Raw genomic sequence first — 14,127 nt, 5'->3', positions numbered from 1 at the left:
GAAACTCCTCGCCCCTGGAGGCCCATATGTCGTCACGTCGCAGCACGTCCGTCATCGCGATCGGAGCTGTCGCGCTCTTCGCTCTCGCCGGTTGCTCCGGTGGCAACTCGGCGAACACCGGGGGAGAATCCTCCGGTTCCGACTCGCTGGTCATCGACACCGCGTTCTCGATCGAGACCGCCGACCCCGGTCACACCTACGACCCGACCGGCAACATGATCGCGAAGGCGCTCTACGAGACCCTCGTCGACTTCGAGGGCTCGGATGTCTCGACCCCTGTGCCCGGCCTCGCGTCGTGGGAGCAGAACGATGAGGCGACCGAGTTCACCTTCACGCTCGAAGGCGACCGCGTCTTCTCCGACGGCACGCCGATCGAGGCGAAGGATGTCGTCTTCACCCTGCAGCGCATCCAGGGCATGACCGACGCCAAGCCGAACTTCCTCCTGGGCGGTCTGACGATCACCGAGGTCGATGAGAAGACGATCTCGATCACCTCCGAGACGCCGCTGCTGCAGCTGCCCGCGATCCTCGCCAACCCTGCGCTCGGCATCGTCAACTCCGATGTGGTCATCGAGAACGGCGGATCGATCGACGGCTCCGACAGCGCGCAGAGCTTCCTCGACGGCGAGTCCGCCGGCTCCGGTCCGTTCGTGCTCGACACGCTCGACCTCTCGTCGCAGGTCGTGCTGACCAAGAGCGACGAGTACAACGGGGACGAAGAGGCGGCATACGGCCGCGTCGTCGTGCGCAATGTCTCGGAGAGCGCGACGCAGCTCGCGAACCTCAAGGGCGGCGACTCGATGGTCGCGATGGACCTCAACGGCGACCAGGTCTCGGGCCTCGGCGACGGACTGAACGTCGAGTCGGTGCCGTCCGGCCAGACGATCTTCCTGCTGCTCAACCAGTCGGAGGCCGTCGCGGGTGAGCTCGCGAACGTCAAGATCGCCGAGGCGATCCGCTACGCACTCGACTACGACGCGCTGCTCGAGCTCGCAGGTGCGGGAGCCGTGCAGGCGACCGGCGTGATCCCGCCCGGATTCGAGGGCGCCCTCGACACCGGCGTGGAGCAGGACCTCGACAAGGCCGAGGCTGCTCTCGCCGAAGCCGGCTACACGGGTCAGACCCTCAAGCTGCAGTTCCCGAACGACTACCCGGTCGGCGGTGTGGAGTTCACCCCGCTCGCCGAGCGCATCCAGGCTCAGCTCGAGGATGCCGGCATCACGGTCGAACTCGCGCCGGCGCCGTTCGCCACCGAGCTCGACGCCTACGTCAACGGCACCGAGGGCTTCGGCCTGTGGTTCTGGGGCCCGGACTACGCCGACTCGGCGAACTTCCTCCCGTTCGCTCCCGGCCTGAAGGTCGGTCTGCGCGCAGGCTGGGCCGCTGAGGCGAACCCCGAGATCGCAGGCATCGCAGCCGGTGCTGCCGCCGCGACCGACGAGGCCCAGCGCAGCGAGGCCTTCACCTCGTTCGCCGAGGCGATGCAGGCCGAGGGCCCCTTCGTGCCGCTGATCGTCCCCGGCCGCAACATCGCCACGGCGGATGCCGTCACCGGCGCCGTGTACAACTCGGTGTGGGAGATGGACATCGCCGAGATCACGCCTGCCGGCTGATCGGGGCTGACTGATGACGACGGTGGCCGTGCGACGGCAGGCTCAGCGTCGCAGGTCACCGCTCGTCGGATACCTGCTGCGCCGGATCGGCACTTCGCTGCTCCTTCTCGTGGGCGTCACGATCGTGACCTTTGCGCTGACGAACCTCGTGCCCGGCGACCCCGTGTCGGCGGCTCTGGGTGAGGGAGCATCGCAGAACCCCGAGACGCGTGAGGCGTTCATCAAGGCCCAGGGCCTCGATCAGCCTCTCTTCGTGCAGTACTTCATCTACATGGGCAACCTGTTTCGAGGAGACCTCGGAACATCGCTGGTGACCGGGCGACCGGTCACCAGCGACCTGGCCACCGCGGTGCCGGCGACGATCGAGATCGCGATCGGGGCCATCATCCTCAGCCTCGCGGTGAGCGTCGTGCTCGGAACCCTCGCGGCCTACCGCCGCGGCCTCGTCACCGACCAGGTCATCCGCATCGTGACGCTGATCGGGCTGAGCGTCCCGACGTTCTGGCTCGCTCTGGTCAGCTTCTACGTGTTCTTCCTCGAGCTGCGCATCGCGCCCGGCTCCGGTCGCATCTCTCCGTCGATCACGCCGCCACCCCGCATCACCGGGCTCTACACGGTCGACTACCTCCTCAACGGAGACGGCGTCGGATTCGCCGATGCCCTCGCCCACCTCGCCCTCCCGGTCATGGTGCTGTCGCTCGTGACGATCGGTCTGCTGACGCGCTTCATCCGCACATCGGTGCTCGAGGTGCTCGGCAGCGACTACGTGCGCGCGGCCCGCGCCAAGGGCCTTCCGGCCATGCGCGTGATCCTCGACTACGTGCTCCGAGGGGCATCCCTGCCGATCCTCACCATCGTCGGCGTCGCGTTCGGCTCGCTGCTCTCCGGCACCGTGCTCGTCGAGTCGGTGTTCGCGTGGCCCGGCCTGGGCACCTACGCCTACAACTCGGCGGCGAACCTCGACCTCCCCGGAATCATGGGCGTCGGTCTCGTCGTCGGCTTCATCTACCTCCTCATCAACTTCGTCGTCGATCTGCTCTACGGCGTCCTCGACCCGAGAGTGAGGATCGCATGAGCCGCATCGACTCGGCATCCGGTCCCTGGCGGTTCCGGTTCCGCTGGCCCCGCGCCTGGCGCACGCCGCTCGGCGTGATCGGCACCGTCATCGCCGGAGCATGGATCATCGTCGCCTTCACCGCGCAGTGGTGGGTTCCCTACGGCCCCAATGCCCAGGTGCTTCCTCGTCTGCAGGCGCCGGGCATCGACACACTGCTCGGCACCGACGGCAACGGGCGAGACATCTTCTCGCGCCTGATGACCGGTGCGACGGTGAGCCTTCCCCTGGCGCTCATGCTCGTGATCGCCGCGATGATCATCGGCACCGTGATCGGCGCGGTCGCCGGCTACTTCGGCGGCTGGGTCGACGAGACGCTGATGCGCATCACCGATCTGTTCATGGCGTTCCCGACGGTCATCCTCGCGATGGTGGTGGCGGCATCCCTCGGGCCGTCGCTGTTCAACGCGGTGATCGCGGCGATCGTGGTCTCGTGGCCGCAGTACTCGCGAGTCACGCGCAGCATCGTGATGGGACTCCGCGGGCAGAACTACGTCATCGCCGGTCGTCTGCTCGGTCACTCGCCGCTGCGGACGCTGTTCATCGACATCCTTCCGAACATCGCCGGACCCGTGCTGGTGCTCGCCACCCTCGACATCGGTGCGGCGATCCTGCTGCTCTCCGGCCTCTCGTTCCTCGGTCTCGGCGCGCAGCCTCCGACCGCAGAGTGGGGATCGATGATCTCCGCCGCCATGCAGAACTTCGATGCCTGGTGGCTCGGGGTCTTCCCCGGTCTCGCGATCCTCACGGTGGTGCTCGCCTTCAACTTCCTCGGTGACGCGATGCGCGACATCCTCGACCCGACGGCCGAGGTCACGCACGAGAAGCAGGCCGAGCACGTGGCATCGGCGAAGGGGGCGGCAGCATGACCGCCTCGACGCCCATGAGCGCGCTGAGCATCCGCGACCTGACCATCGACATCGGTCGCCCACTCGTGCACGGCATCTCGCTCGAGCTCGAAGCCGGTCGCATCCACGGCCTCGCCGGCGAATCCGGATCCGGCAAGACACTCACCGCGCTCGCCGTGCTCGGGCTGCTGCCCCGGCAGGCGCGCACCGGCGGATCCATCACGCTCGCGGGGGAGGAGCTCGTCGGCATGCGCCGCCGCGCCCTCAACCGCATCCGCGGCAAGCGCATCGCCATGATCTTCCAGGACCCGTCGGCGTCGCTGCACCCGCAGCTGCCGATCGGCCGGCAGCTCACCGACCACATGCGCGTGCATCTCGGTCTTCGGGGCGAGGCCGCGAAGGCCAGAGCCATCGAGCTGCTCGAGACGGTGCAGGTGCCGAATCCGGATGCGGCACTGAAGCGCTACCCCCACCAGTTCTCCGGCGGTCAGCGCCAGCGCATCGCCATCGCGTGTGCGCTCGCGTGCGACCCCGAGGTGCTGCTGGCCGACGAGCCGACCACCGCGCTCGACGTCACGGTGCAGGCCGGCATCCTCCGGCTGCTGCGCGACCTCGCGACCGACCGCAATCTCGCCGTGCTGCTCGTCACGCACGACCTGGGCGTCATGAGTGCGATCGCCGATGAGGTCGCCGTGATGAAGAACGGGCAGATCGTCGAGCGGGCAGACCGCGCGACCCTGTTCCGCGACCCGCAGCACGAGTACACCCGCACGCTGCTCGCGGCCCTGCCGGGGTCGAAGCTCGAGATCGCCTCACCGGATCCCGCGCTCATCGATCCGGTGATGTCGGATGCGGCACTCTCGGATGCTGCCGTGAAGGATGCCGAAGAGGAGGCCGCAGATGAGTGAGATCGCCGTCCTCGACGCGCAGGGAGTCGTCGTGCGCTACCCCGGGAGCCCGCCGGTGGTCGCCGTCGACGGCGTCTCACTGACCGTCGCCCCCGGAGAGACCGTCGCGCTCGTGGGCGAGTCCGGCAGCGGCAAGTCGAGCCTGGCCCGTGCGGTCGTCGGCATCGAGAAGCTCGCCGGGGGAGAGGTGCGGTTCCGCGGCGAGCCCGTGAAGCCGCTCGGCATCCGTCGGCGCGAGCTCGCTCTCACCGGCATCCAGATGGTGTTCCAGGATCCGTCGACGTCGCTCAACCCGCGGCGTCGCGTGGGCGACCAGATCGCCGACGGCATCGCGACCGCCCGCGCTCGCGGCGCCGAAGGATCGACCGTCCCCGAGTGGCTCGACCGCGTCGGGTTGCCCACCGAGGTCGCCACGCGCTTCCCGCATCAGTTCTCGGGCGGCCAGAAGCAGCGGCTCGCGATCGCGCGCGCGCTCGCCGCGCGGCCGTCGCTGCTCGTCGCCGACGAGCCGATCTCGGCTCTGGATGCATCGACCCAGACGAGCGTCGCCGGTCTCATGCGAGACCTCGTCGCCGAGGCCGGCGCGGGGATGCTGTTCATCTCGCACGACCTCGCCGTCGTCCGGCGCATCGCCGATCGGACCTTCGTGATGTTCGCCGGACGGGTGCTCGAAGCGGGGGCCACCGATCGTGTGTGGTCTGCGCCGCAGCATCCGTACACTCAGGCGCTGCTCGCGGCGATCCCCGAGCCCGACGGAGCAGGTCGCATCCCGGTCGCGCCCTCGACGAACGAGCGCATCGTCTGGTCGGAGATTGCCCCCGTCATCGACTGACGTCTGTCGTCTGCTCCCTCGGGCGATTGCCCGCTCGGAGGACATCTGCCCCTCTGCCCCTCGGGAGGAGATCTGCGCCTCGGGAGGACGGATGGGCGCGAAGCCTCCTCCCGTGGCGCAGTTCTCCTCCCGACGGGAGGGCCCTCGAGGCCTCAGCCTGATCGGCGGGTCACGGCGCCGCTGAACACGGCTGGCGCGTTCGCGTCTGCCCCTCGGGAGGACAACTGTCTCCGGGGAGGAGGTTCCGAACCCGATCCTCCTCCCGAAGCGCAGATCTCCTCCCCAGGGGATGGCCCGAGAGGGTGGGTCGAGGGATGACCCGAGCGGATGCTGCGCCAGCAGAGCCCGGAACGCACCGCGGGCCGAGGCGATCGCCCCGGCCCGCAGCATCTGCTGGTGGATCAGAGAGGTGCGACGATGTCCTGCTCGACGTCCCACTCGGTGATCTCGAGCGAGGTCTCGATCATCTGGCCGGCGGCCTCGGTGCTGCCGGTCGTCGCCAGCACCACGTAGTCGTCGGTGACCTCGAACACCACGTCGACGGCGACGCCCTGCGCCTCGGACGTGCCGCTCACGAGGTAGACGTCCTGACCCAGGCGGCTGCCGGTTCCCGTCACGGTGAACTCGCCGGTGAGCGCGCCTGCGGCCGTGGCCGGGTCGGTGCCGGCCGCCGTCGCCGCACCGCTGCTGAGCGCGGCGACGATCGGGTCGCTCGAGTTCGGGTCGGCGACCTGCCACTCGGTCGTAGGAGTCTTGACCCAGGCGTCGTCGCCGATGATGATCAGCGATCCCATCGGAGTGATGGTCTCGACGGCATCCGTCGCGGGGTTGTACCGGGCGGTCGTGTCCATGCCCAGGATCGATGTCTTGGCCTGGTAGCCGGCGGTGTCGGTCATCGCCTCGGTGATGCAGGCGCCGAGCGCGGTGCCGTCGACGGTCGCGCCTTCGGTCAGCTCAGGGCAGTCGGACTCGGGTGCGGTGGTCTCCTCCGCGGCCGCTGTGGGCTCCTCTTCGGCGGGCTCCTCGGCACCCGCGGTGCACCCGGTGAGCAGTACGGTGGCGGTCAGGACGATGCCGACCCCCCATTTGTTGACGCGCATGGCGTTCCCCCTTAGGTCGTGTGCGCACTGAGTGTCAGACCGCACGCACTCCAGCATGCCAACTGCCCGGCGAGAGGCGTGGGGGCAGGCCGAAGGTTTCTCCGCTAGACTGTCAAGGTTGTCTGCCATCAGGCCCCCACTCGGGTGGCTCGGCGGATGACGTTCACACACCCTCCTGCTTCCGGGAAAGTCCCGGAAGCCGTTCTAGTCCGAAGGAGGTGGGTAAGTGACGCACCAGTACGAACTCATGGTCATTCTGACCCCCGAGATCGACGAGCGCCAGGTAGCCCCTACGCTCGACAAGTTCCTGAAGGTCATCACCAACGATGGTGGCTCGATTGACAAGGTCGACATCTGGGGTAAGCGCCGTCTGGCTTACGAGATCCAGAAGAAGAACGAGGGCATCTACGCCGTCGTCAACTTCACCGCCACCAGCGAGGCCACGCAGGAGCTCGACCGTCAGCTGAAGCTGAACGAGCAGATCATGCGCACCAAGGTCCTCCGTTCTGAGGAAGCTCAGGCGATGGTCGCGTTCGAAGCGAAGCGCACCGAAGAGAAGGCTGCTCGCAAGGCCGCCAAGGCTGCGAAGGCCTGAGTCCGATGGCCGGCGAAACAGTCATCACCGTGGTGGGTAACCTCACGGCCGACCCCGAGCTGCGCTACACGCAGAACGGACTGCCGGTGGCGAACTTCACCATCGCTTCGACGCCTCGGAACTTCGACCGCGCCGCCAACGAGTGGAAGGACGGCGAAGCGCTGTTCCTCCGTGCGTCGGTCTGGCGCGAGTTCGCCGAGCACGTGGCGGGTTCGCTGACCAAGGGCATGCGCGTCATGGCGCAGGGCCGTCTGCGTCAGCGCTCCTACCAGGACCGCGAGGGCAACCAGCGCACCGCTATCGAGCTGGAGGTCGACGAGATCGGCCCCTCGCTTCGGTACGCGACCGCGCAGGTCACCCGTGCGGCGTCGACCGGTGGCGGCGGCGGTGGTGGCGGCGGACAGTCGCGCCCCGCTCAGCAGCAGCAGGTGTCGGAAGAGCCGTGGTCAACCCCCGGCTCGTCGACGAGCGCAGACGCCTGGAGCACTCCGGGCAGCTTCGGCGACGACACCCCCTTCTGAAACAGGATCTCGGGATGCTTCGGCATCCGTCTCATCATTAAGGAAAAACAATGGCTGGAAAGTCTAGCGGCGACCGCCGCAAGCCGCGGAAGGGTGGCAAGCCCACCGCTCCCGCGAAGTCGATCCGGGTCGGAGTCATCGATTACAAGGATGTCTCCACCCTCCGCAAGTTCGTCTCGGAGCGTGGCAAGATCCGCGCCCGTCGTATCACCGGTGTTTCGGTGCAGGAGCAGCGTCTGATCGCCACCGCGATCAAGAACGCACGCGAAATGGCACTCCTGCCCTACGCTGGCGCCGGCCGGTAAGGGGTATCGAGATGGCAAAGCTGATTCTCACGAACGAGGTCGCCGGGCTGGGTAGCGCCGGTGACGTAGTCGAGGTCAAGAACGGGTTCGCCCGCAACTACCTCATCCCCCAGGGCTTCGCTACGGCGTGGACCCGCGGTGGCGAAAAGCAGGTCGCTTCGATCCAGGCTGCTCGTCAGGCTCGCGCGATCCACGACCGCGACGAGGCCGTGGCGCTGAAGAACTCCCTCGAGGCCACCAAGGTGCGCCTGGCCGTCAAGGCCGGCAACGAGGGTCGCCTCTTCGGTTCGGTCAAGACCGATCACATCGCGGATGCTGTCGCAGCCGCGGGTCTCGGCTCGATCGACAAGCGCAAGGTGCACATCCCGTCGGCGATCAAGTCGGTCGGCGAGCACGAGGCCACCGTTCGTCTGCACGACGACGTGACCGCAGTCATCACGCTGCAGGTCGTCGCCGCCAAGTAAGGCGAGACGCTCTCGAACGCCCCCTGTCCTTCGGGACAGGGGGCGTTCTGCGTGCGCGGCCGGTCGGTGATTCGGAGGGTCTCGTGAAGGCGGCTAGCGGGTGAGACCGAGTTCGGCGGCGCGACGGGGATTCGCGGGCAGAGTCTCATCGACGTCGACGGACCGTGACCACCCGTCGTCCTCGACAGGTATGCCGTGGGAGACGAGAGCGCGCACTGCTTCGTCGACCCCGTCCACGAAGTCCCCTCCGACGTGGGATCCGGCGACCAGTGAGACGATCACGCGGATCGAGTGCGCGTCGACCGGGCCGATCCAGGTGACGGCGACGCCTCGGGCAGACAGCGGACCGAGCCTGGTCGTGAGGGTGGAGAGCCCACTTCCGCCGATGAGGACATCGCCGACAACCGACCCGCGCCGGTGGATTCGCTGCACCCCGGCCTCGGCACCGGGCACGTCTGCACGGAAGTGGGCAGCCTGCATCGCACGGTCGATCTCGACCAGGGCGACATCGGCGGCATCAGTAGGGATATGGAATGTCCGTGCGCCGTTGACCGCCCACCGCAGACGGCGCGGATCTTCTGTCACCGCGGCACCTGCGAGGCGAGCGCGTTCTGCATGATGACCTCCCCGGAGAGTCTAGGCGGATCGTCCTCGGCGTCATCCGACGCGCCTCGTGCGGGTTCCGGGCACGACGGATGCCCCGCGCTGGGGACGCGGGGCATCCGTGAACTGTGCGGCATCGCAGACGCGGGCAGGTCTGGGGAACCTGCTCAGGGCATCACGGGATCCGCACACCGGCGGTGTCGCATCTCCTCCCCCGAGGACGTCGACACCGCCGGGGTCTGCGGCTACGCCGTCACGGGGCGACGACGCAGCATTCCGGCTCCGAGGAGGAGCAGGAGTGCGGCGAGGAATGCGAAGCCGAAGGAGGAGGAACCACCGGTGGCGGCGAGTCCCTCAGCCGGGGCGGATGCCGTCACGGCTGCGCCGCTCGCGACAGCGGTCGCGGACGTGCCGGCGTCGGCGTCGGTGCCCACTCCCGTGACTGCGCCGGGAGTTGTGCCGGGAGTTGTGCCGGGATCGGTTCCGGGGTCCGTGCCCGGGTCGGTCCCGGGGTCGGTTCCGGGGTCGGTTCCGGGGTCCGTGCCGGGGTCAGTGCCAGGATCCGTTCCCGGGTCGGTGCCGGGGTCGGTTCCGGGGTCAGTGCCGGGATCCGTTCCCGGGTCGGTTCCGGGATCGCTCGGGGGAGCCGTGACGGTGCTCTCTCCTACCACGGAGATCGCATTGCCGCCGATCGTGATCGGAAGAGTCACGGGGGCGGTGACCTGTGTGCCGCCGAGGATTCCGTCGTCACCGGTGGTGCTGCCGGTGGACGGGGTTCCCGCGATGGGTGCGGTGCTGCCGGCTCCTCCGTCGGCTTCGCTGTCTCCGATGACGGAGATCGCGTTGCCGCTGGCGGTGATGGGTGCGGTCACGGGTGCGGTGACCTGGGTTCCGCCGAGGATTCCGTCGTCACCGGTGGTGGTGCTGCCGGTGGACGGGGTTGCCCCGGTGGTTCCGGTGGGGCCGGTTCCGCTCGTCGACTCGCTGTCTCCGATGACGGAGATCGCGTTGCCGGCGGCGGTGATGGGTGCGGTCACGGGTGCGGTCACCTGCGTGCCGCTCCCGACCGCGTCGGTACCCGAGGTTTCCGGTGCAGTGGTGCTGCCCCCGGATGCGGGTGCGGTGGTGCCGCTGCTTCCGGTGCTCTCGCTGTCTCCGATCACGGAGATCGCGTTACCGCCGACGGTGACGGGCGCCGTCACAGGTGCGGTCACCTGTGTGCCGCTCCCGACCGCGTCGGTACCCGAGGTTTCCGGTGCGGTGGTGCTGCCCCCGGATGCGGGTGCGGTGGTGCCGCTGCTTCCGGTGCTCTCGCTGTCTCCGATGACGGAGATCGCGTTACCGCCGACGGTGACCGGTGCGGTCACGGGTGCTGTCACCTGCGTGCCGCTCGCGACGCCGTCGTCGCCCGACGTGGACGGCGCTGTGGATCCGGTTGCGCTGCCGCTCGAGGGGGCCGGTGCTGCGGCATCCTGTCCGAGGGTCTCGCTGTCGCCGAGCACTGCGATCGAGTTGCCCGACACGGTGATGGGCGCGTCGACCTGAAGCAGGCCCTGGGTGCCCGACAGCACACCGTCATCGCCGTTCGTCGTGACAGCCGGGGCGGGGGCGGGGGCCGGTGCCTGGGGAACCTCGGCCGGCGCCGCCGACTCGCTCGACGAGTCGCCGAGCACGGTGATCGCATTGCCGGTCACCGTGACGGGAACGACGACGTCCACGACGGCCTGGGTGCCCGACGCGGTGCCGGATTCACCGCTCGTGGTGGGGGCCGGTGCGGGAGCCGGAGCCGGTTGAGGTGCCGGAGCCGGTTGAGGGGCCGGAGCCGGGGCCTGCTCCGCGGAGGAATCTCCGAGCAGCGAGACGGCGTTGTCGACGATCGTGACGGGCGCCGTGATCGCGGTATCCGCCTGGGTGCCCGACAGCAGGCCGTCTTCTCCTGAGGTGTCTGCCGCGTTGGCGGCCGTTGCGCCGAGCAGGGTGATCCCGCCGGCGAGAAGCGTGCCCCACAGGGCCCGCTTGATGTATGTACGCATGATGTCCTTCTCCTGACTGGAAATGGGTGTGTCTGGATGGGTGCACGCGAAGAGCATGTGCGCGCGCAGCACGGCATCTGTCGTTCACGAGGAACGACCGGACAACCCGTCAGTCAGGAGAGACGTCGGTGTCGGCGACCAGTGACGTCGGCAAGACGTCGTCGGGTGCGCCGGGGGAGCGCTCCACAGCACGGAACGCGACAAGACCCGCGTCGCTGAGGTGCGCGCAGGAGAGTGAGGAGGCTCCGCTCGAACCGGCGGAGGAAGACGGCGCCGCCGGGGCACCGGAGGGCGGAGAGAAAGGCGAGGGCCGGTCATCGGATGCCGGCGCACTCGTGGCGGGCACAGTGATGGGTGCTGCCGGCTGGAGTCCGGATGCTGCCGGGTCGACTGGCTGAAGGCGCGCGACCGCAGGGGAGTGGAGGCCCGTCCGCGCATCGGCTGCGGCAGGGATCGGTCCGACCGGATCGGAGTCCGGCCCGGATGCGGGAACGGCTGGCCGACTGGGCGTGAGGCCCGGGACGATCGGCGGCACGGTGTTGTCGACGACCTCTCCGACGATCGGTGTCGTCCCGTCGACGACACCGACGACCACGTCGATCACCGCGGGCACTCCGAGATCGCCGGTCACATCTCCGACGATCGGCAGTCCTGCGATCAGGTCCGTCACGGGTGTCACGATCGGCGCCACCGGGGATCCGTCGACCAGATCGGTCACGGGCGTGACGACGGCCTCGGTGGTGTCGGCGACGATGTCGACGATCGGCGACGTCACCGGGCCGACGACCGGAACCTGCGCGATCGTCTCCGCGACGTGTTCGACGGTCGGCTGAGCCACCTGCTGCACCGGCTCGACGACCTGGGCCGCGACGGGCTCGACGACGTGGGTGAGGACCGGCTCGACGACGTGGGTGACGACCGGCTCGACCACCTGGGTGACGGCCGGGGCCACGACCTGGGTCACGACGGGGGCGACCGGCGCCACGATCGGCGTGGTCGCTGCCGTGACGGTGTCTTCGACGGTCGAGACCGTCTCGCTGACGACAGAGGAGACGCCGTCGAGCAGAGAATCGCTCGAGCTGTCGTCCGCGCTCGCAGGCGACCCTCCCGTGAAGATCGTGATCGCCGCCCACGCGACCGCGCCCAGGCTGCCCCACAGGGCGACAGCCGGAAGGCCACGCCGGGCTTCTTGAGCGTTCACGTCGACTTCCCTCCCCCGAGAGCCATCGTTCGTTCACGACGCGCACTGCGTCGATTGCCGGTGACGATACTCCCGGCATATCGCGATGTCTAGAGGGTTCCGCTCGAAAACGATGACATCTCGCGCACATTTCAGGGGGTTGCGCAGTGTGACGCGCCCGGTTGAATCTCGGCTTGACTTTCCCCAGGTTCTACACATCCCCCACCGGATGCGATCAACCTTCAATGCCCAGTTGAACCACGTTCTCATCCACAGGGTGGGGAAACTCTAAATCCCAGACCAGAGAAAAAAATAGAACCCTGTTTCGAGGTACTCCACCGAGTTATCCACATGCGTTCTGCACAGACTCTCCGGACTTGTTCGCACGCTTTCCACATAGTTATCCACAGGCCGTGTTGCGACCGAAAACACCCGCTCGTAGCGTGGTGCAGCGACCCGATGTCGGAAGTGCCTGGTTTGCTGTGCGAACGGTCCTTCTCGAGCTGAATCGCATCGAGTGGCCGACGCAGTCGGCACCGAGCACACCGGAAGAACGTCGCATCGAAGGGAGCAGTGTGTCGATCGCCGACATCTCAGAGGAGCGCCTCGGGGGCAAGCGTCCGCCAGAGCGCACACCCCCGCACGACACGCTCGCCGAGCAGAGCGCGCTGGGTGGAATGCTCCTCTCGAAGGATGCCGTCGCCGATGTGATCGAGACGCTCAAGGGCGCCGACTTCTACATCCCCAAGCACGAGCTCATCTTCGAGGCGATCCTGTCGCTCTACTCGCACGGCGAGCCGACGGACGTCGTCGCCGTCACCGACGAGCTCATCAAGACGGGGGAGCTGAGTCGCGCCGGCGGTGCCGACTATCTGCATACGCTCACCTCGATCGTCCCCACTGCGGCGAACGCCGGCTACTACGCGGGCATCGTGTCGGAGAGGGCGATCCTGCGCCGTCTGGTCGATGCGGGCACCCGCATCGTGCAGCTCGGTTACGACGGACAGGGCGACGCCACCGACATCGTCAACAACGCCCAGGCAGAGATCTACTCGATCACCGGATCCGAGACTGCCGAAGACTACGTGCCGCTGCAGATCGCGGTCGATGCCGCGCTCGAAGAGATCGAGGCAGCCAGCGGCCGCGACGGGTCGATGACGGGCGTTCCGACGGGCTTCAAGGAGCTCGACGAGCTCACCAACGGCCTGCACGGCGGGCAGATGATCGTCGTCGCCGCGCGTCCTGCGATGGGTAAGTCGACCCTCGCGCTCGACTTCGCGCGCTCGGCATCCATCGGCCACAACATCCCCTCCGTCTTCTTCTCGCTCGAGATGGGCAAGAGCGAGATCGCGATGCGTCTGCTGAGCGCCGAAGGTCAGATCCCGCTGCAGAACATGCGCAAGGGAAACCTCGACCCGCGGGACTGGACCACCGTCGCGGCCACTCGAGGCCGCATCAACGACGCCCCCCTCTACATCGACGACAGCCCCAACATGACGCTGGTCGAGATCCGCGCGAAGTGCCGGCGACTCAAGCAGCGCGAGGGTCTGCGGATGGTCATCATCGACTACCTGCAGCTGATGACGTCGGGAAAGCGTGTCGAGTCGCGCCAGCAGGAGGTCTCGGAGTTCTCGCGAAGCCTCAAGCTCATCGCCAAGGAGCTGCAGGTTCCGGTCATCGCACTGTCGCAACTGAACCGTGGTCCCGAGCAGCGCACCGACAAGAAGCCCGCGATCAGCGACCTGCGTGAGTCCGGCTCGATCGAGCAGGACGCCGACATGGTGATCCTGCTGCACCGCGACTCGGTCTACGACAAGGACGTTCGTCCGGGTGAGGCCGACCTGATCGTGGCCAAGCACCGTAACGGCCCGACGGCCACGATCACCGTGGCCTTCCAGGGTCACTACTCGCGCTTCATGGACATGGCGCCGGGCGGCGACTTCAACTGAGTCGGGTGGGGCTCCCGGTCTCTGCGTGGTCGCATCGTTCGGCTGCGAGCTGATCCGGGGGA

General features: G+C 68.1%; 14 protein-coding genes. 10 read left to right on the top strand and 4 right to left on the bottom strand.

Annotation, left to right across the window (positions count from 1 at the left end):
- Positions 1-26 precede the first annotated feature (26 nt).
- From RU09_RS14205 to RU09_RS14185, 5 genes are read left to right on the top strand one after another with little or no spacing between them, the layout of a single operon-like run.
- Positions 27-1,613 (top strand): ABC transporter substrate-binding protein, encoded by a 1,587-nt coding sequence (locus RU09_RS14205; protein WP_042541525.1) that lies wholly within the window; start codon positions 27-29, stop codon positions 1,611-1,613.
- A 13-nt stretch (positions 1,614-1,626) separates the two neighbouring features.
- Complete coding sequence (locus tag RU09_RS14200; RefSeq protein WP_042541524.1) at positions 1,627-2,688, top strand: ABC transporter permease; 1,062 nt, start codon at positions 1,627-1,629, stop codon at positions 2,686-2,688.
- Positions 2,685-3,596 carry an ABC transporter permease gene (locus RU09_RS14195; protein ID WP_042541523.1) on the top strand — a complete coding sequence of 304 codons (912 nt, stop codon included), beginning with the start codon at positions 2,685-2,687 and terminating at the stop codon, positions 3,594-3,596. Before RU09_RS14200 ends, RU09_RS14195 begins: the two co-directional genes overlap by 4 nt.
- On the top strand, positions 3,593-4,483 hold the full coding sequence (locus tag RU09_RS14190) for an ABC transporter ATP-binding protein (RefSeq protein WP_082041141.1): 891 nt from the start codon (positions 3,593-3,595) through the stop codon (positions 4,481-4,483). The genes RU09_RS14195 and RU09_RS14190 overlap by 4 nt, the downstream gene beginning before the upstream one ends.
- Positions 4,476-5,315: an ABC transporter ATP-binding protein gene (locus tag RU09_RS14185; protein WP_042541522.1), complete on the top strand. Its 840-nt coding sequence runs from the start codon at positions 4,476-4,478 to the stop codon at positions 5,313-5,315. The genes RU09_RS14190 and RU09_RS14185 overlap by 8 nt, the downstream gene beginning before the upstream one ends.
- Positions 5,316-5,716: 401 nt before the next feature.
- Here the strand turns inward: RU09_RS14185 and RU09_RS14180 are convergent, their stop codons facing one another.
- The gene (locus RU09_RS14180) at positions 5,717-6,415 is read right to left on the bottom strand and encodes a hypothetical protein (RefSeq protein ID WP_231567603.1); all 699 of its coding nucleotides are present in this window, start codon (positions 6,413-6,415) and stop codon (positions 5,717-5,719) included.
- Between the two features lie 226 nt (positions 6,416-6,641).
- Between RU09_RS14180 and rpsF the strand changes: the two genes are divergently transcribed.
- The 4 genes from rpsF to rplI are packed head-to-tail and all read left to right on the top strand — an operon-like array spanning position 6,642 to position 8,300.
- Positions 6,642-7,010 carry a 30S ribosomal protein S6 gene (gene rpsF / locus RU09_RS14175; protein WP_042541520.1) on the top strand — a complete coding sequence of 123 codons (369 nt, stop codon included), beginning with the start codon at positions 6,642-6,644 and terminating at the stop codon, positions 7,008-7,010.
- 5 nt (positions 7,011-7,015) lie between these two features.
- Positions 7,016-7,531 (top strand): single-stranded DNA-binding protein, encoded by a 516-nt coding sequence (locus RU09_RS14170; RefSeq protein ID WP_042541519.1) that lies wholly within the window; start codon positions 7,016-7,018, stop codon positions 7,529-7,531.
- Between the two features lie 50 nt (positions 7,532-7,581).
- Positions 7,582-7,836: a 30S ribosomal protein S18 gene (gene rpsR, locus RU09_RS14165; protein ID WP_042541518.1), complete on the top strand. Its 255-nt coding sequence runs from the start codon at positions 7,582-7,584 to the stop codon at positions 7,834-7,836.
- A gap of 11 nt (positions 7,837-7,847) precedes the next feature.
- On the top strand, positions 7,848-8,300 hold the full coding sequence (rplI, locus tag RU09_RS14160) for a 50S ribosomal protein L9 (RefSeq protein ID WP_042541517.1): 453 nt from the start codon (positions 7,848-7,850) through the stop codon (positions 8,298-8,300).
- 93 nt (positions 8,301-8,393) lie between these two features.
- Here the strand turns inward: rplI and RU09_RS14155 are convergent, their stop codons facing one another.
- The 3 genes from RU09_RS14155 to RU09_RS14145 all read right to left on the bottom strand — a co-directional run bounded on the left by RU09_RS14155 (position 8,394) and on the right by RU09_RS14145 (position 12,137).
- The gene (locus RU09_RS14155) at positions 8,394-8,885 is read right to left on the bottom strand and encodes a hypothetical protein (RefSeq protein ID WP_042541516.1); all 492 of its coding nucleotides are present in this window, start codon (positions 8,883-8,885) and stop codon (positions 8,394-8,396) included.
- Between the two features lie 263 nt (positions 8,886-9,148).
- Complete coding sequence (locus RU09_RS14150) at positions 9,149-10,936, bottom strand: chaplin family protein (RefSeq protein ID WP_042541515.1); 1,788 nt, start codon at positions 10,934-10,936, stop codon at positions 9,149-9,151.
- A 109-nt stretch (positions 10,937-11,045) separates the two neighbouring features.
- Positions 11,046-12,137 carry a hypothetical protein gene (locus RU09_RS14145; protein WP_042541514.1) on the bottom strand — a complete coding sequence of 364 codons (1,092 nt, stop codon included), beginning with the start codon at positions 12,135-12,137 and terminating at the stop codon, positions 11,046-11,048.
- A gap of 554 nt (positions 12,138-12,691) precedes the next feature.
- Here RU09_RS14145 and dnaB point away from each other — a divergent pair.
- Positions 12,692-14,065 (top strand): replicative DNA helicase, encoded by a 1,374-nt coding sequence (gene dnaB, locus RU09_RS14140; protein ID WP_042541564.1) that lies wholly within the window; start codon positions 12,692-12,694, stop codon positions 14,063-14,065.
- Positions 14,066-14,127 lie beyond the last annotated feature (62 nt).

It is taken from the genome of Microbacterium sp. MEJ108Y, assembly GCF_000834175.1.
Taxonomy (GTDB): domain Bacteria; phylum Actinomycetota; class Actinomycetes; order Actinomycetales; family Microbacteriaceae; genus Microbacterium; species Microbacterium forte.
Note: the sequence above shows the minus strand (reverse complement) of the source record. Positions and strands in the feature narration are given on the sequence as shown.

What these genes read in the sequence shown, in the direction of transcription:
- RU09_RS14195 (WP_042541523.1), top strand. Translation starts at nt 2,685, where the DNA reads ATGAGCCGCATCGACTCGGCATCCGGTCCCTGGCGGTTCCGGTTCCGC.
- RU09_RS14170 (WP_042541519.1), top strand. Translation starts at nt 7,016, where the DNA reads ATGGCCGGCGAAACAGTCATCACCGTGGTGGGTAACCTCACGGCCGAC.
- RU09_RS14205 (WP_042541525.1), top strand. Translation starts at nt 27, where the DNA reads ATGTCGTCACGTCGCAGCACGTCCGTCATCGCGATCGGAGCTGTCGCG.
- RU09_RS14180 (WP_231567603.1), bottom strand. Translation starts at nt 6,415, where the DNA reads ATGCGCGTCAACAAATGGGGGGTCGGCATCGTCCTGACCGCCACCGTA.
- RU09_RS14185 (WP_042541522.1), top strand. Translation starts at nt 4,476, where the DNA reads ATGAGTGAGATCGCCGTCCTCGACGCGCAGGGAGTCGTCGTGCGCTAC.
- RU09_RS14150 (WP_042541515.1), bottom strand. Translation starts at nt 10,936, where the DNA reads ATGCGTACATACATCAAGCGGGCCCTGTGGGGCACGCTTCTCGCCGGC.
- RU09_RS14190 (WP_082041141.1), top strand. Translation starts at nt 3,593, where the DNA reads ATGACCGCCTCGACGCCCATGAGCGCGCTGAGCATCCGCGACCTGACC.
- rpsR (WP_042541518.1), top strand. Translation starts at nt 7,582, where the DNA reads ATGGCTGGAAAGTCTAGCGGCGACCGCCGCAAGCCGCGGAAGGGTGGC.
- rplI (WP_042541517.1), top strand. Translation starts at nt 7,848, where the DNA reads ATGGCAAAGCTGATTCTCACGAACGAGGTCGCCGGGCTGGGTAGCGCC.
- RU09_RS14200 (WP_042541524.1), top strand. Translation starts at nt 1,627, where the DNA reads ATGACGACGGTGGCCGTGCGACGGCAGGCTCAGCGTCGCAGGTCACCG.